Here is a 15,504-nt window from a genome sequence, read left to right on the forward strand (position 1 = left end):
GTGAATCCGCAGCGCATCCTATAAAGCAACGTCCCGCAAACGGGATCTGCGGGACGATACCCGGTGAATCCGCAGCGCATCCTATAAAGCAACGTCCCGCAAACGGGATCTGCGGGACGATACATCATATAAAGCACCACTCATATTCAAACAATTCCATAAAGAAGAAAAGAGTGACCATCACACGGGATGATCACTCTTTTTTACGCCAGTATTTATTGTCATTATAATTGACTTCTTCGATCAAATTCATTAACTTCAGCTTCTTCAGTTCACGGTCCAGTATCTTCTTCGGCCATTCATAAATGATATCAAGCTCTGTCTCACTGACGAGTTCATTTTGCGCGATATAATCATAGATGGCAGGTGGCAGCTCTTTCTCGATGTCCATTTCAATGAGTTCATTGATGATATACGTATAGATGGCATACGGCTGGACGCCTTCTACTTTCAGTCCGTCGTCCTCATAATTCTCATTGAAGAAAACAAGCGTCGGAGACATCGTCACTTCCATCTCACGGGCGATATGCTGGTCGACTTTCAGCGAGTTCGTGACATGAATACTTCTGATGTCCTCAGCAAAAGTATCAAGATCCAGCTGTGCCTTCGCTGCTGACTGCATCAAAAGCTCGCGCGTGATAATATCATTTTTCGTCATGGTCTCATTCTGCAGGTAGCGCAGAAACATAGCAGCTTTCTTACGTCCCTGGAGTTCAGCGGCCTTATAGGCGAGTGCGATATTATCATCTTCCGTCGTGCTCTGTGCCTGGCATTTTGTCAGGATGCGCAATGTCGGCAGTAAGATATGCTTGATCTCTATATACGGGTTATATTCAATTTGCAGTTTACGAAGGATAGACTTCAGTTCCCAGCTGTCCTTGCAGAAGGGATCGAAAAAAGAATAGATCTCAATCTTCTTTAACGGCTGCAGTGGAATATTCGTCTGGCATTCAATAAGCTGTAAAGGTTTCATGCAATCACCTGCGTTTATTCTTCAGAATTCACCATATGTGTGGCAGTCATTTTGAGACGCTCCAATATAAATGTTCTGAGTTCACTGTCCATATCGAAATCATGCAGTGCACGGGTCATATCGTCGATCCAGGCATCACGTTCGAATGTTGTGATTTTAAAAGGAAGATGGCGCATTCTGAGCATAGGATGACCGTGCTCTGCTGTATAAAGAGAAGGTCCTCCTAAAAACTGTGTTAAAAACTGCTTCTGTTTGCGGGCGGTCTCGGCAAAGTCACCTGAGAAAAGATGATTGATTCTTGCATCGGCTTCTACATAAGAGTAGAAGCGATCGATGATGGCTTCAAGAGTATCCTGCCCGATTGCTTCATAAGGTGTAACCATATTTTTCGTCCTTTACTCTAATATATCACTTATATGGAATTATGAAAGTGATTTGCTTGTAAGCGCTTTATGTCTGGCGTAGAAGCGCTGAATTTTGTTGAGGGGTTTCTTGGACTGGATGCCTTGCTGAGAGAGAAAAGTCTCAAACTTCTCTAAGCCGCTCTCGTAGTCAGACACCTCATATTCCAGCTCGAAATCCTCTGTATCCAGGTAATGGCTGGCATCGAGCACAAGCAGACCGCCGTCATAAGGAATCTCGCGTCGTTCTGTCGACAATGCACCGACGATAGAGAGAGAGTCCAGCGCAATACCATGTGATTCCAGCTGCTGTCTGATATTCTCAGGCAGCTGATTTTCATCGATATGCTCTTCATCGAGAATCGCAGGATGAATCTCGCCGTGATATTCCATGATACCGATTTCCTGCGGGATTTTCAGTGTCATCATCAGACTGTCACCTGTATCGCGAATACGAAGTGCAATGCGTGCTGCCGCAATCTCTTCATGGGCGTTATCTATATAAAAGTTCGTCTGAGTGATCACTGCCGCTTCTTTAAAATAAGTATTGCGTAGCCGGTCGTATACAGGGTAGTCGATTAAATTCTTGAATTCAATTTCTAATTCTTCCACGTTATCCCCTCCAACACTTATTATGGCGGACAATCTATTTGAAGTAAAGTCAGAGGGATTCTCTATATTGAAGCGCTTTTTTGTGATAAAATATGTTTGTCAAAGGAGAGATTATAATGAATTTACATGTTAATGAAATCAAGTTAGTGGATGATCAGGTCCATGTCTTTACTGCAGAGGAGCCACTTGAGCTGACAGCGACCGGTCAGATGATTACAGACAGCGATCATTTTCAGTTCGTCTATCAGCTGGATGATGGCGCACGTTACCAGCATCTCCGTTTCGTAGAAGAGACGTGGGAGATGATGAGCCAGTATAAGGACAAAGACTGGTATTTATACGGAACGATTGAACTGATCCGTTTCGCTGAGGAATTTGAATTATTACTCGACAATATTAAAGATAACCATAACTACGGCAAAGCATTTACCGAGAAAGTAGAAGAGGTATTCGCGTTATAAAGGGGTGAGTCCGTATGAATCAATGGGACATATTTTTAGCGCCTTATAAACAGGCGATAGATGAACTTAAAATGAAGTTAAAAGGGATCCGCAAGCAGTATCAGTCAGCGGGGCTTTCTTCACCGATAGAATTTGTGACAGGTCGGGTGAAGCCGATTCCGAGTATCATCGAAAAGGCCAACCAAAGGGGAATTCCATTCGATAAACTGTCTGAGGAAATGTATGATATCGCGGGTCTCAGAATGATGTGTCAGTTCGTTGATGACATTGACACAGTCGTTCAGCTGCTGCGTGACCGCAAAGATTTTGAAGTGGTTGAGGAGCGGGATTACATCAAGGAGACAAAGGAAAGCGGCTATCGTTCCTATCATGTCATCATCCGTTATCCGATCGAGACGCTTGAAGGCCAGAAATTTATTCTGGCGGAGATACAGATACGCACACTTGCCATGAATTTCTGGGCGACGATTGAACACACGCTCCGTTACAAATACGACGGTGATTATCCGCCGCAGATTCAGACGCGTCTTGAAAACGCGGCAGAGGCGGCCTATCTGCTCGACCAGGAGATGTCTGAGATCCGGGAAGAGATTATTGAAGCGCAGAAGTTCTATACCGAACAACGAAGTGAACGATAAGGAGAACGCATATGAAATTTGCGATATTATCTAAAGGCGATTCAAAAAGTGATGCCCTTAAACAGAAGATGATGAGTTATATGAAGGACTTCGATATGATTCAGGATACTGAGGAGCCGGACATCGTCATTTCTGTCGGAGGCGACGGGACGCTTCTCCAGGCTTTCCATACATACAGTCATCGGCTGGATGACTGCAGCTTCGTCGGTATTCACACAGGTCATCTGGGTTTCTATGCAGACTGGCTGCCGCATGAAGTCGAAAAGCTGATCATCGCCATCAAGAATGAACCGATGCTGCGCATAGAGTATCCGCTGATTGAAACAATCGTGCGTTACGAACAGGGGCGCGAAACACGATTTCTCGCTCTGAATGAAGCGACTATCAAAACCCATAACGGTGCGACACTGGTCGTTGATGTGGATATTCGCGGCCAGCACTTTGAACGTTTCAGAGGAGACGGACTCTGTCTGTCTACGCCTAGCGGGTCTACAGCGTATAATAAAGCGCTGGGCGGTGCGCTGATGCATCCGTCACTGGAAGCGATGCAGATGACGGAGATCGCTTCCATCAACAACCGTGTGTTCCGGACAGTCGGCAGTCCGCTGATCCTGCCGAAGCATCATACACTTCAAGTCACCCCGGTGAATAAGGGGAAATTTATGCTGACGATTGATCACATCACAAGTGAACATCAAGGTATTAAGTCCATCCAGTACCGGGTAGCAGACGAGAAAATAAGATTTGCCCGTTTCCGTCCATTTCCTTTCTGGAAACGCGTGCATGATTCCTTTATTGCGAGTGAATAATAATTAAAATTCAAAGAATCCTTTAACGACAAGCGTTAGAGGATTCTTTTTGGTTATTTGAGGTATTAAAAAGGGCAGAAAAAGGGCAAACTTGTTTAATTACTGGATACGCTCAGAGATAGAAATATGATTTTTAAGAGGTGTGCAGTCCTAAATTTGGATAGCATCTACCTGGAAGCGGGCAGATCAGGGTAAACAATACTTACACATAACCTGGGCGATTGGTAGAGGAATGGAGCCAGCCCAAATTTGGGCTGGTTAATGGAAGTGGGAGTAAGCAGTTATTAGGCTCTTACCTTTGGGATAGGAATATTGTTCCACACCTTTAGGAGCATAACTTATAAATAAAATTACGAGCTTTTCAATTAAGATGGCAACTTAGCTCAACTTCTATGTAAATGCTGTAACTAATTATAAGTGTTCTGAAAAAAGGGGAGGGGGGTCATGCGTGTGAGCCTCGTAGTTTTTGTAGCCCCACCTGTCCGGTCTCCCAGGGTCGTCCGGCTTATTTTTACCCGGGGGGCGTATATCAATTTTTTTCATATTATTAAGATGGGATTATGAGAGATAGTATTTCTAATTGACTACAGTGATTAACAAGGTACATTAATCAAGTCATATAATGAAAACAATAAAAGAAGCGGTTCAACCTTATCAACTTATAGAGCATCATTATGCCCTGGTCAGTAGAGTGTTAACCGCTTCTTATTTCATAAATAAATCGATTCTAAACTAGATATCTACTAAAAATATAATAGAAAACCATTACTACAATGCCGTTTATAACAGCAAATTTTAAATCAAATGGGTGTTTTACCTTTGAGAAATGATTTAATGCCCGGTCTGTAATGGCAAACAATACAACAAACACAGTAAGCATGATGATACTAGTCAATATGAATGTAATTGGATCTGTCATGTCTTCATCTCCTTAACTATAGATACTTCCGATTATGGACGTAGGGTATTTTCTAATTGCTGACCGCTTCCAGCTTAGTCATCATATCCTTATCCATCTGCTCAGTCACATGGCTGTATATCTGTAATGTTGTCTTATGGTCAGTGTGGCCGACCCTATCCATTATGGCCCGTAGTGATATACCCAGCTGACTTAATAATGAAATGTGGCTATGTCGTAACGTGTGAGTGGTTACATGTTTGGTGATCAGTCGTTTGCCCTGGTCATCCTTAATATCTTCAATAGCCAGCTTGATGTTACGGTTTATAGAAGAAAGACCCATAGGATTGCCAAAGTGATTAGTAAAGATAAACCCTCTATCTGTATATTCATTCTCCCACTGTAAAGCTTTCTTGTTCTCTAGCATGACCTTACGCAATATGTCACAGCTTCTACTTGTCAGCGAGATAGTTCTGTAGGATGCCTCTGTCTTTGTCGTGTCCTTGATGCCGTGGCCGTCTTCATCTTGAATCCAGTGAATCGTTCCATCAATCTCCAGTGTCTGAGCTTCAAAGTCGATATTTTCCGGCTGTATAGCTAATAGTTCCCCTATACGCATGCCATTTAAAGCCATGAACTCCACTATATAAGCACTCATCATATTAGAGCGGATATAGCTCCCAGCTTTCTTCTTGCTGGCCATATCGTTCAGCTTATCAACTATCATCATGATCTCGTTCATTTCGAGATAGTTCTCTCTTTTAGCTTTTACTTCTTCTCGAGTCTTTGCCTGTTTAGGTATCTGTACATCATCAAGATAAGATATATCAGCCAGCTTATATTTTTTCTGTAGATACTTCATTATGTTTTTAATGATGCTCATAGAGTCCTTGACGCCTTTATAGCATATATTATCATTTATCAGGCTATCTATTAGATGCTGAAAGGTAGAAGCGTTCATGCTCTTAACTAATATGTCGCTGTCTATGCTTCGCTTGATATGATCTACTCGATGATATTTCGTTCTAATGGTGGACTGCTTAGACCCCGATATTATTTTGTAGCGTTCAAACCACTCATCACATGCCTGGTGAAACGTCAATGACTTCAATGAGATAGGTGTCTTGTCATCTAACTTATTCTTTATCTTCTCTTCTAACCGCTTCTTAGCCTCTCTCTGAGCTGGCTTAGTGTCCTTGTTCATTACAACACTGACACGCTTCCACTTATCCGTTAACGGGTCCTTGTACTTCTCATAGAAGCGGTACTGCTCTTGATCGTCCTTATTAGTAAACTTCTCATTCCACATGTATTCCACCACCTTATATAGTATGCCTGGCCACGATAGAAGCAGTCAGATCGTTAATAGTTCGACTGATTGAATAACAGTACTGATACAGCTGATTACATGATTATGATGCAATGTTTTTTATTAATGGTTACTCAATTTTGAGTAAGCAATGTATTTAATTAGAAAAGGATGAAAGGTAAACGCAAAATTGTGTTGGCTGTAATCAAATCTTTGAACGAGCTCAAAAATGAGCGGGTTGAGAATTATTCAATAGTCCTCAAAATGTGAGGGCATTATAACTATTGGTTATACAGCTGTTAGCCTAAAATGACTGACAGTATAGAAGATGATAAGACTTAAATTTGTTGACTGTATATAGGTGCAGAAAATAGCTATCGCTCAAAAAAGAGCAACAGGTAAACACAAAATTGCGTTAGCTGTAATTATATATTTGAAGCGGCTCACTTTTGAGCGGGTTGAGAATTATTCAACAGTCCTCAAATGTGAGAGCATTATAACTATTGGTTATAGAGCTATTAGACTAAAATGACTGACAGTATATAAGATGGCAAGTCTCAAATTTGAGCCTTGTAGATCGGTACAGTTTTGCACTCATTGTACCCGCTCAAAAATGAGCGGATAGTTAATAAATGATGAGGGCTGTGTAATAGGTCCAAATGTGGACGCTTGTTTTACTTTTATACCAAGGTCCTAATTGAAGGCATAATAATCACTTAGGACTACCCAAAATTGGGCTAACCTCTAACCAATGATTCTTAGAGTGATGGTTTAAGGTATTACTCAATTTTGAGTAATACATAAAGTTACAGCTTATTTTGCTATTAGTGAAAGGGGGTAAGTAGTCGTTACAACCTAGCCTGGAGAACATTGAGCAGATCTATCTGTAGAAGCAGTTAATTTTTCAGGGATGCGGTGAAATGCCGACCCCTTTCAACAAGTGTAGTTATAAATACGCTTGTAGTCGGTGTTTTATATGCACATCCTCAGAAGCGGTTAAAAAAGTCCATAACAAAAAGACTTAGCTTAACAGGAAATTCAGAACGGACGTTATTAAATTGTGATGATTGATTAAGTGTTTCAATGCCAGGGCGATTTAACTGCTGTAATGTCCGCTTCATGTTGAGCCTCCTTATCTTAGTGGTTTATTTACAGATCCTCATAATGAATATCGCTAACAAATTCATGTATATCGAAATTTATTTTTTTAACATTTTCTTCATTAGTGACTTCTTCAAAAAATCTTTCAGAATCGTTAATCTTACTATATTTATTTTCCAAGAATACTTGAATAATTTTGTAAATAGTTTCTAAATCCTCTGAATTTAACGTGTTATAAAAAAACATTTCTTCCGGAGAAAGATGGTCAGGGTCATAAATATTGGGTTCAAATATAAAATCTCGGCCAAAGAAGACTTTATATTCCTTTTGTGTTAAGAGCCAAGCTAAATCATAGTACGGTTTATTGAGAGTTTCTATTTTTGTCCCGTTAGAATTTACTTCAACTTTATTTTGAAAAATATCGTTTGAAATAGTTTTGTTATAACTCAATCTTTTATTTAATAGCTCTTCATAGAAACTATCAAATAGATCATAAGCAGATTCTTTTTGCTCTTCATCAAGGTTGCTATCATCTGCGTTCAAGAAAGTATCTAATAGATACGCAGTATCAGTCTCTACAAAATCGCTCCAATTCGAGAGATTATCATTTTTTTCTTTGTAATGTCTTTTGAAGCCGGCGACAATATTGAAAATATAAGGTAGAGATGGGAAATTTCTTTTTCCATTTTCTAATTTACTGATATATGCGTTTGAAACATTTGAATAATCAGCCAGCTTATTAACTGATAAATCCTCTTCTAACCTATTTTTACGAAGGATTTCTCCAAAATTCATAAGTTTTCACCTCGTCGTAATAATACAATAACTTAATCATTTTGTACACTGTTAACAACATATTAATTATTGACAAATAAATATGTCGAATAGTACAATCATAATGTACTTGTTAACAAATAATAGTTAACAATAACAAAAAGGGGGTGATTATTTGAAAAATAAACTGAGTCTTATATTAGGAGCAAAAAGAATTAATATGAGTGAACTGTGTAAAGCAACTGGGATTAGTAGAACTACTATTAACGGTTTATATCATGAAAAGACTTCTAACCCTGACATGAGAACTATTCAAGTTTTATGTGACTACTTGAACATCACACCTAATCAATTTCTTGGTATAGACCCGCTCGATTATTAAAAGGAGGTGAAACAATGAGTAACTTAGCAATAGTAGCGACTCCACAAAATACCGTGATGGATGAAAAAGAAGTCAAAGAGATAGAACCCCGCTTTGCTAAAGTCGTTACCCTGGCGAAAATTTATAATGTCTCTAAGCCTACTGTTTATAGGTGGCTGAAAGAAGCGGAACGATCTAACGAATGGCCCCAGCTCTTTATAGAAGTAACTTCTTCTCTCACTCTGGTAAATCTGAAAGAGTTTGAACGCTTCTTATACAGCAAACACCGCAAATATTTGTAATGTTACTGCTAGCAACTGAGTATATTTGGGCCGCTTCAAGTTTAAGTTAGTGAGTCTTAAATAACTAGTTGATTAGTGTAAATCAGCATCAACACAAATTAAATAAAGGAGATCATAACCATGAAAACACAAGTTGTTATTAAGAAGAGTGTCATCGGCTGGTTCAATCTATACAAGAAAGGCAAGCTAATCGCTAATCTTCCGCCTGAGACTATGAAAGAGCTTCTACCAGGCTTTACAGGTAGCTATCTTGCTTGTTGTGAAATGGATTTAAGCTTGATCAATAAGCTTACGGAGGTTGAATAGATGGAACAATCGCTATTTTTCAAACTTGATAATGAAGTCACTAAACTGAGCATCATTCAAGAGCGTTTAGCAGGGCTAGGACAGTTGAATCATTGGTTTATGGGTGAATATTACTCATTTACATCAATGGATGCTGAATATAGAGATATGCACGCCCACAGTTATTCAGAGCAACGTATAAAACTTGATCAGCAGTTTTATTTGATGGAGAAGTACCAGGAAGAGTTAAAAGCTGTGTGTGAAAATTTATATAAGTTGCTTACAGAGACACATGACAAAGGAGAGATTAAGCATGATTGAACTACCGGGTTTAATTGATGATATGGAGCTTAGAATTTCAGAGGTTAACGAGCATGTCATAGCACTACAGCAATATATAAGTGAAGAGCTGGATAAGCTAGAGCGATCTATAGAGAACTATGGAAAAGTTGACCCATGGAGACATGAAATGCTTAAAGAGTCACGAAGATCACGCTTAGTCACTTTGTCAATTCTACACACAGTTAAAAGCCATGTGAATGATCTCATCAAAGAAAATCAGCAAGTAAGCCAGGCAATAAAAAAAGACCCTACTCAGAGCGACCAAACTGCTGAATAGAGTCGAGTTATTCCGTAAATAACTACTATCATTTTAACAGATTTTCACTTGTATAAAAAGTTGTCTATAGCTGATACGTGTCTAAAACGTGTCAGCTCATTATTAAATGAATTTGAAAGTGAGGGAGTGATAGATGACTGGATGGATAAGCATTCACCGATCAATAGAACAACATTGGTTATATGAAGAAGCTAGAAAATTTTCTAGATTTGAAGCTTGGATTGACATGCTATTAATGGTCAATCATTCAGATAATAAAACCGTGCATGACGGCAAACTTGTTACTGTAAAACGTGGCCAAAGAATAACATCATTACGACAACTGAGCGAACGCTGGTCATGGTCTACTACTAAAGTAGATGCATTCTTAAAACTTCTAGAGTCAGATGGAATGATAGAGGTAAAAAAAGACACTAAAAAAACGCTTCTAACCATTGTCAATTATGACTTTTACCAATCTGATGAAGGAAGAAAAAAACACATAAATGACACTGAAAAGATACAGAACAAAAACAAAAATGATTCAAATCAAAATCAGAAAAAAACAAACAATAATGATAATAATGTCAATAATGAAAATAATGTAGTTGTAAGCGACAGCGACAACACATTTAAAACTATCTTGAATCTCTACCAGGAAAATATAGAGATGACCCCTTCACAGATCACATTACAGAAGATTGGTCAGGACTTTGATGATTACGGCCATGAACTGATGAAGCATGCTATAGAGAAGTCAGCCCTGGCAAACAATCATGATTACCGCTTCATCGCCTATCTGCTGAAAGACTGGAATAAGAACCAGTTAAGGACTGTAGAAGCGGTTAAGCAGTATGAAGCACAGCGAGAAGCTAAGAAAAACTATTCAAATAACAGAGGACAGACGGCCGCTGTATCACCATACGCAAATATGGAGTTCATAGAGCCGGATGAAAACAATCTGCCATTTTAATAAAGAATAAGAAGCGGAGGGATAAGGATGTTAGGAAAGGAAAAAGAAGAGTTCAAGCCGTTAAAAGAAGAGTTACCGCCATTAAGACTTGTATATGATGGCAAGACGTCACCGGTCATATCTGAGAGTGAGCCTTATACATGCCCTGGATGCTTTCAGAGAGTCCAGGATATAACGCACGAGAACGGTTATTCGTGGAAGTTCGGATGCAACTGTAAAGCAAACAAGGAAGCTAAGAAGTCTCAGGAACGCTATGAAGCTATCAAGCATGAACGCTATTACAGAAAGTCGCTACCATTTATACCGCCCAAGTTTCAAAATGTGAGCTTTGATGACTATGTACCTACTAACCAGGAAAACAGCAAGGTAAAGCGGATATGTGAGCGTTATGCTTCAAATTACGACCCCTACAATCCACAATCACTTTTTCTATACGGAGATACCGGACTGGGTAAATCGATGCTGTCAGCGTGTATTATGAATGCTCTCAAAGCTAAATATAAAATCATGTATATCGATGTTAACCAGGTACTGAATAACATTTCAATGAGCTGGAACAGTAATAGTGATCTCTCTAAGCAGAATTATGAAGAAGTAATAACTCAATATATTCGTACTGCTGACCTAGTTATATTTGACGATGTGGGGGCCTCAGCGAGACATAGCACCATGATGGCCCGATTACTTGTATTTATTCAGTCCAGGATGGGTAAGCATAGCATTTTCACGACTAACCTCACACATCAGGAGCTGACCAGTGATAAGGACTGGAAACGGATATTTTCCCGGATGATGGAGAACGGCACCGCCTTAATGCTCCAGGGTGAAGATAATCGCACAAAAGGTAAGTTTAGGGAAGCTGGGACAGTTAAGACACAAAAAGCCCAGGAAGTGAAGAAAGATATTGGACAACCTTATGACCTGGATGATCCACCGTTTTAATTACCTGGTCTAAGTAATTATGAGACCAGATGGATGAACACAAAGTAACAACAAATAAAGGGAGTCAATTTCTGTTACTCCCTTTCATCATTAACAGCATTGATTGCTTATAAGCTGACGCAAGCAATTCTTGCACCAGGTATATGAACGGTGTCCTATATTAGGACTTCATAAAATGATGACATCGTGAATCATGAGGTCATAACGCAAATTTTCGTTATGACTGCTATCAAAATAAATGCCAGGAGGACAAAGACATGAAGAGCAAGAAGAGACGGCTACCGCTTCATAAGTTACTTAAGCTTAGGGAACTACTCAATTTAAACCCTAAGACCATATCTGCACATTTAAAGCTATCTGAGAAGACATACAAGCGTAAAGAAGAGGGAGTCTTGTTTATTTACTGATGTAGAGATTATGGCCGTCATGGACCTGTTAAGAATGACAGGAAGACGCCATTACAGCATTGATGATATTTTCTTTTCATAAATGACCAGTGAATCAATTCAATTTCTAACTTGTATAAGGGATCGGAACAATGTTCCGACTCTTAAGAAGAGCGAACCGTCATCATGGCTGGCCAAAATTAACCAATGCAAATTTGTGTTCGTTGAAAAACAGAATTAATGAAGCGGTAAATAGCTGACTCATAGATTATGTAAGTCAGATGCTTCTATCATTATCATCAGGCTATCAGAGCTTAAACACACGGCTACAAGATGATAAAGCTGGTAACAAACATCATCAGAACTAAAACGCCTCTTAAAATGGCTCTGAGAGGCTTGTAAATAGATTAAGTCCACTGGGAGGTGGTTTAAAGTGTCTGTGACAGATTTAAAGAAGCCCAAGCAGAAATTTAACCGGACAGAATACAACAGGAAGTATAGAGAGGCTAATAAAGAAAGATTGCGTAAACAACAGCGGGAGCGATATCAAAGGAAAAAAGAAAAAATGAAAAATCAAAGTGGGCCGGATATTGAACTTCTGAATGCACTCCAGCAACGCAAGAAGCGGAGAATAGAAACAATGTCTCCATTAAGAATACAAAGAAGAAAAGCACTTCAACAAAAAATATACAGTGAGCTAGAAGAAGGGGATGATCTTAAAGCCATGTAATTGATTGTAGAAGTGCTCATGATTGGAAGTGATAAAACAATCATAACATATCCAGTATGTTGCTTGAAAAGCTATCCTCTTTAGAGTCCAGGGGGTGTAAAACATTGAAGGAACGTAGGCCGATTTATCATAAATCAGATAAAACAACTCATAAGATAGCAAAGCAATTACTGAATAAAGTTAAGACTAGTGGAGGTAACATTAAAGTGAAAAAGAAGTAGATCCAGTGCAGTAAGCTTTAAAAGTCATATTGGAATAAAGGGAGTAGTTATGACTGATAATAAAACAGATCACATGGAAGCGGAAGCTAGAGAATCGACTAGATTTATTAAAGAAAATAAAGAGTGGATCAATCGTATATTGAATGATACTCAGATTAATGCAAGGGTCAGGAAAGTCAGACAAGTATCACAAGAAACAGTTCATTTAGAACAACAAAAAACATCTATTGAAGGAGATATTGTAATGAATAAATATTATGAAGATTATCAGTTAAAAGAACAAGAGAGAGAAATAGAAAGAAGTAATCAGCGTATTCTGTTTGCTGATACAAACGGAGTGGGAAGACTGGCCAAGTCTATGGTAGATGATATCAGAAGACTGGGAGGTAACGAAAAGCTTCTTACAGCAAAAAATAATGAATATCTATTCCCATCGTTTGATAGACCGCTTCTAACAATAAAGGATGCACCTCAGACACTGAGACCAGCTATGACAGTTACAGCCCTACAAGGTCTTAGAAGTGCTCCTATTCTTGACTATACGACAGAAGAAGTTGCAGAGTATGAGGGCCTATCCTATGCTAACTTAACAGCTGGCGAGTTAGACTTCAGCCACATCAGTGACAGGAATATAGCCGAGGTATCAGATACGATTGTATACTGTAATGATGTAGGGTACCTGGATGAGACCATCAAGAACATCTTAAGTAACCAGGTACTTGATCGAGAGATGAGATACCTTACGGGAGAGTATCAACCATCAACACCTGGAGAGTCAGATAGAACTCATATGAATCTGTATAGAACAGATAATCCGATAAAGAAAGTGACAGGGGCTACGCTGTTAGAGAGTATCATGACAGCAGTAAATGATCTTCATATATCACTAAGACCATATGCCACCATAGCTATGAATAATAAAGACTATGTAGAATTAGTAACTGAGCTAGCTAAGATAGGATTAGGCTCTATTGATTTAAGGGCATACTTCGGGGTAGCAAACATCCTGATTAATCCATATATGAAAGCTCCGGTAGTGGGACACTTCAAAGGACTACACGCCAACTACTATACAGAACAATTCGAGTTCTATCCTGAGCATAAGAGAGGAGTAGGATTGTTTGTCTTGGCTTACTCATTCGATATCAGGTTTGTACCTCAACTGTTTAGAATTGCTGAGGTAGTATAGACTGTAAGGGTCTAGGTAATCTACTAAAGTAAGGTGAGAGATAACTGAATATATGAAGCGGTTATACTGCTTGTGTTGTCCTGGGTCATTGATGATCTAGGACTTTATTATTGTGACTGTTAGACTCTCTATGATTGCTACACTAGGACTTATAATGAAGTAGTGGAGTCTTATTAACTGTAGTAGAATAGCAGTAATAGACTAAGCTAGGAGGTTTAGAGATGATTAGAAATTTGTACGATCCTGATTACTTTAACTCTCTGACAAAGAAAGTGAATGAAATACAGCTAAGAAATATTGAAAAAATAAATAAAGAAAAACAAGAAGCTAGAGCAATTAGTTTAGAGAATAATGCTTTATTAAGGCAAATTGTTGAAAATACTGACTTAATAGTTAAACAAATGGCTGATACTCAAAAACTTTTAATAGCAATCAATAGTATTACTAAATCAAACAAAGATATTTTAAATGAAACACTTGACCATCTAATTGAGAATAAAAATATTAATGCTGAATTATATAGTGTACTTTATAAGAATAGCATTAATAGTGAAGAGGAAAGAATAGACGTATCAAGTCATTTAACGTACCTTCTAAAAGATGGAGTGGATATTACTAGCGGTTTAGTTACTATACTGACAGCATTAAGTGGAGTTAACTAACTTAAAAAATAATCAGCATAAAAAATAAATTGCTGATTTAAATTTATTAATTATCCCCCCCTGGGGTAACGGGAAAACTTTACCTCTCCGGGGTCGGCGACGGGCCCATCCTGTAGAAAAAAGCTGAAAATTTTATAAAAGGGGGGTAAAAAATGAAAAAAATAATGTTTGAAGGGGGATTTGTGGCCAAACTCATCTCTATAATATAATTAATTTTAGATAACGGGATCACGACCTTGTGAAAGGTAGTGATAAAACTTTAAGTAATTGCTGGATCTGCTTTAGTTCTAAATAAGGTTACTTAGATTTTCTCCTGGGTCCTTCTGCTAGTCAGGAGGACTTTTATTTTATTGCTAAAAATTGAGGTGTTTAAATGGTGAATGAAAGTACTGTTGAAATAGATATCTCTGCTACGAGAAAAGAAGTAATTAAATTATTAAAAAAATATAAGAGGATGCTACATCTTACAGCTGTAAGATGTATGCCCTCTATCACAAGTAATTTTGACTATCTTCCAGCTGATTCAAGTAAAACTCTCAATTCTTTGGAAAGTGCTGCTCATAGAAATATTCAAAAAGAAAAGTTATTAGAAGAAAGAGATAAGTTAACCGAAATGATTAATGAAGCAGTTAATCATTTACCACCCGATGAAAGATATATTGTGGTTAAGAAGTACCTAAGTGAAGAAAATGAAATTGACTATAATATATATACTGATCTAGGTGTAGGAAAAACAAAATATCACGAGATTAAAAACCAAGCTATGACAATGTTAGCTTTTTATTTAGGAATTGAAGTATATAAAACATAAGATTTTATCACCAAATTATCGAAAATATACTTTAATTTATATAAAAATGTGCGTTTTTCGATTATTTT

Annotated in this window: 21 protein-coding genes; 14 read left to right on the top strand and 7 right to left on the bottom strand. The window is 38.4% G+C overall.

Annotation, left to right across the window (positions count from 1 at the left end; all coding sequences use genetic code 11):
• Positions 1-193: 193 nt before the first annotated feature.
• From QSV55_RS03740 to QSV55_RS03750, 3 genes are read right to left on the bottom strand one after another with little or no spacing between them, the layout of a single operon-like run.
• Positions 194-973 carry a DsbA family protein gene (locus tag QSV55_RS03740; RefSeq protein WP_289650748.1) on the bottom strand — a complete coding sequence of 260 codons (780 nt, stop codon included), beginning with the start codon at positions 971-973 and terminating at the stop codon, positions 194-196.
• 14 nt (positions 974-987) lie between these two features.
• Positions 988-1,356, bottom strand: coding sequence for a globin domain-containing protein (locus QSV55_RS03745; RefSeq protein WP_289650749.1), 369 nt, complete (start codon positions 1,354-1,356; stop codon positions 988-990).
• A 39-nt stretch (positions 1,357-1,395) separates the two neighbouring features.
• Positions 1,396-1,986, bottom strand: coding sequence for a CYTH domain-containing protein (locus QSV55_RS03750; protein ID WP_289650750.1), 591 nt, complete (start codon positions 1,984-1,986; stop codon positions 1,396-1,398).
• A gap of 116 nt (positions 1,987-2,102) precedes the next feature.
• Here QSV55_RS03750 and QSV55_RS03755 point away from each other — a divergent pair, with 116 nt between their 5' ends.
• Genes QSV55_RS03755 through QSV55_RS03765 form a run of 3 tightly spaced genes read left to right on the top strand, consistent with a single transcriptional unit; the run spans position 2,103 to position 3,894 of the window.
• Complete coding sequence (locus QSV55_RS03755) at positions 2,103-2,447, top strand: UPF0738 family protein (RefSeq protein WP_133452333.1); 345 nt, start codon at positions 2,103-2,105, stop codon at positions 2,445-2,447.
• 14 nt (positions 2,448-2,461) lie between these two features.
• Positions 2,462-3,085 (top strand): GTP diphosphokinase, encoded by a 624-nt coding sequence (gene yjbM, locus QSV55_RS03760; RefSeq protein ID WP_133452332.1) that lies wholly within the window; start codon positions 2,462-2,464, stop codon positions 3,083-3,085.
• An 11-nt stretch (positions 3,086-3,096) separates the two neighbouring features.
• Positions 3,097-3,894, top strand: a complete 798-nt coding sequence (locus QSV55_RS03765) for an NAD kinase (RefSeq protein WP_133452331.1) — start codon at positions 3,097-3,099, stop codon at positions 3,892-3,894.
• Between the two features lie 727 nt (positions 3,895-4,621).
• Here the strand turns inward: QSV55_RS03765 and QSV55_RS03770 are convergent.
• The 4 genes from QSV55_RS03770 to QSV55_RS03785 all read right to left on the bottom strand — a co-directional run bounded on the left by QSV55_RS03770 (position 4,622) and on the right by QSV55_RS03785 (position 7,997).
• Complete coding sequence (locus QSV55_RS03770; RefSeq protein WP_289650751.1) at positions 4,622-4,813, bottom strand: hypothetical protein; 192 nt, start codon at positions 4,811-4,813, stop codon at positions 4,622-4,624.
• A 52-nt stretch (positions 4,814-4,865) separates the two neighbouring features.
• Positions 4,866-6,101, bottom strand: a complete 1,236-nt coding sequence (locus QSV55_RS03775) for a tyrosine-type recombinase/integrase (protein ID WP_289650752.1) — start codon at positions 6,099-6,101, stop codon at positions 4,866-4,868.
• A 986-nt stretch (positions 6,102-7,087) separates the two neighbouring features.
• Positions 7,088-7,222, bottom strand: coding sequence for a hypothetical protein (locus tag QSV55_RS03780; RefSeq protein WP_289650753.1), 135 nt, complete (start codon positions 7,220-7,222; stop codon positions 7,088-7,090).
• 28 nt (positions 7,223-7,250) lie between these two features.
• On the bottom strand, positions 7,251-7,997 hold the full coding sequence (locus QSV55_RS03785; RefSeq protein ID WP_289650754.1) for a helix-turn-helix domain-containing protein: 747 nt from the start codon (positions 7,995-7,997) through the stop codon (positions 7,251-7,253).
• Positions 7,998-8,151: 154 nt separating this feature from the next.
• On the opposite strand from QSV55_RS03785, the gene QSV55_RS03790 reads away from it, so the two are divergent.
• The 11 genes from QSV55_RS03790 (at position 8,152) to QSV55_RS03840 (ending at position 15,436) form a co-directional block, all read left to right on the top strand.
• Positions 8,152-8,358 (top strand): helix-turn-helix domain-containing protein, encoded by a 207-nt coding sequence (locus QSV55_RS03790; protein ID WP_289650755.1) that lies wholly within the window; start codon positions 8,152-8,154, stop codon positions 8,356-8,358.
• A 14-nt stretch (positions 8,359-8,372) separates the two neighbouring features.
• Positions 8,373-8,639, top strand: a complete 267-nt coding sequence (locus QSV55_RS03795) for a helix-turn-helix domain-containing protein (protein WP_289650756.1) — start codon at positions 8,373-8,375, stop codon at positions 8,637-8,639.
• Between the two features lie 120 nt (positions 8,640-8,759).
• A complete protein-coding gene (locus QSV55_RS03800; RefSeq protein ID WP_289650757.1) occupies positions 8,760-8,945 on the top strand; it encodes a hypothetical protein in 186 nt (61 codons plus the stop codon).
• Positions 8,946-9,245 (top strand): type II toxin-antitoxin system toxin TscT, encoded by a 300-nt coding sequence (locus QSV55_RS03805; protein ID WP_289650758.1) that lies wholly within the window; start codon positions 8,946-8,948, stop codon positions 9,243-9,245.
• Positions 9,238-9,543 carry a hypothetical protein gene (locus QSV55_RS03810; RefSeq protein ID WP_289650759.1) on the top strand — a complete coding sequence of 102 codons (306 nt, stop codon included), beginning with the start codon at positions 9,238-9,240 and terminating at the stop codon, positions 9,541-9,543. Before QSV55_RS03805 ends, QSV55_RS03810 begins: the two co-directional genes overlap by 8 nt.
• 133 nt (positions 9,544-9,676) lie before the next feature.
• Positions 9,677-10,495, top strand: coding sequence for a DnaD domain-containing protein (locus tag QSV55_RS03815; RefSeq protein ID WP_289650760.1), 819 nt, complete (start codon positions 9,677-9,679; stop codon positions 10,493-10,495).
• 27 nt (positions 10,496-10,522) lie between these two features.
• Positions 10,523-11,437, top strand: a complete 915-nt coding sequence (locus QSV55_RS03820) for an ATP-binding protein (protein ID WP_289650761.1) — start codon at positions 10,523-10,525, stop codon at positions 11,435-11,437.
• A gap of 819 nt (positions 11,438-12,256) precedes the next feature.
• Positions 12,257-12,553 (top strand): hypothetical protein, encoded by a 297-nt coding sequence (locus tag QSV55_RS03825; RefSeq protein ID WP_289650762.1) that lies wholly within the window; start codon positions 12,257-12,259, stop codon positions 12,551-12,553.
• 270 nt (positions 12,554-12,823) lie between these two features.
• A complete protein-coding gene (locus QSV55_RS03830) occupies positions 12,824-13,963 on the top strand; it encodes a hypothetical protein (RefSeq protein WP_289650763.1) in 1,140 nt (379 codons plus the stop codon).
• 221 nt (positions 13,964-14,184) lie between these two features.
• Positions 14,185-14,625 (top strand): hypothetical protein, encoded by a 441-nt coding sequence (locus QSV55_RS03835; protein WP_289650764.1) that lies wholly within the window; start codon positions 14,185-14,187, stop codon positions 14,623-14,625.
• 373 nt (positions 14,626-14,998) lie between these two features.
• The gene (locus QSV55_RS03840) at positions 14,999-15,436 is read left to right on the top strand and encodes an ArpU family phage packaging/lysis transcriptional regulator (RefSeq protein WP_289650765.1); all 438 of its coding nucleotides are present in this window, start codon (positions 14,999-15,001) and stop codon (positions 15,434-15,436) included.
• The last annotated feature ends 68 nt before the right edge of the window (positions 15,437-15,504 follow it).

This window comes from Macrococcus bovicus (genome assembly GCF_030376725.1).
Lineage (GTDB): Bacteria > Bacillota > Bacilli > Staphylococcales > Staphylococcaceae > Macrococcus > Macrococcus bovicus.

Excerpts from the sequence above, each read along its gene's own strand:
- QSV55_RS03740 (WP_289650748.1), bottom strand. The coding sequence starts at position 973 with ATGAAACCTTTACAGCTTATTGAATGCCAGACGAATATTCCACTGCAG.
- QSV55_RS03745 (WP_289650749.1), bottom strand. The coding sequence starts at position 1,356 with ATGGTTACACCTTATGAAGCAATCGGGCAGGATACTCTTGAAGCCATC.
- QSV55_RS03755 (WP_133452333.1), top strand. The coding sequence starts at position 2,103 with ATGAATTTACATGTTAATGAAATCAAGTTAGTGGATGATCAGGTCCAT.
- yjbM (WP_133452332.1), top strand. The coding sequence starts at position 2,462 with ATGAATCAATGGGACATATTTTTAGCGCCTTATAAACAGGCGATAGAT.
- QSV55_RS03765 (WP_133452331.1), top strand. The coding sequence starts at position 3,097 with ATGAAATTTGCGATATTATCTAAAGGCGATTCAAAAAGTGATGCCCTT.
- QSV55_RS03770 (WP_289650751.1), bottom strand. The coding sequence starts at position 4,813 with ATGACAGATCCAATTACATTCATATTGACTAGTATCATCATGCTTACT.
- QSV55_RS03775 (WP_289650752.1), bottom strand. The coding sequence starts at position 6,101 with ATGTGGAATGAGAAGTTTACTAATAAGGACGATCAAGAGCAGTACCGC.
- QSV55_RS03780 (WP_289650753.1), bottom strand. The coding sequence starts at position 7,222 with ATGAAGCGGACATTACAGCAGTTAAATCGCCCTGGCATTGAAACACTT.
- QSV55_RS03785 (WP_289650754.1), bottom strand. The coding sequence starts at position 7,997 with ATGAATTTTGGAGAAATCCTTCGTAAAAATAGGTTAGAAGAGGATTTA.
- QSV55_RS03795 (WP_289650756.1), top strand. The coding sequence starts at position 8,373 with ATGAGTAACTTAGCAATAGTAGCGACTCCACAAAATACCGTGATGGAT.
- QSV55_RS03800 (WP_289650757.1), top strand. The coding sequence starts at position 8,760 with ATGAAAACACAAGTTGTTATTAAGAAGAGTGTCATCGGCTGGTTCAAT.
- QSV55_RS03805 (WP_289650758.1), top strand. The coding sequence starts at position 8,946 with ATGGAACAATCGCTATTTTTCAAACTTGATAATGAAGTCACTAAACTG.
- QSV55_RS03810 (WP_289650759.1), top strand. The coding sequence starts at position 9,238 with ATGATTGAACTACCGGGTTTAATTGATGATATGGAGCTTAGAATTTCA.
- QSV55_RS03815 (WP_289650760.1), top strand. The coding sequence starts at position 9,677 with ATGACTGGATGGATAAGCATTCACCGATCAATAGAACAACATTGGTTA.
- QSV55_RS03820 (WP_289650761.1), top strand. The coding sequence starts at position 10,523 with ATGTTAGGAAAGGAAAAAGAAGAGTTCAAGCCGTTAAAAGAAGAGTTA.
- QSV55_RS03830 (WP_289650763.1), top strand. The coding sequence starts at position 12,824 with ATGACTGATAATAAAACAGATCACATGGAAGCGGAAGCTAGAGAATCG.
- QSV55_RS03835 (WP_289650764.1), top strand. The coding sequence starts at position 14,185 with ATGATTAGAAATTTGTACGATCCTGATTACTTTAACTCTCTGACAAAG.
- QSV55_RS03840 (WP_289650765.1), top strand. The coding sequence starts at position 14,999 with ATGGTGAATGAAAGTACTGTTGAAATAGATATCTCTGCTACGAGAAAA.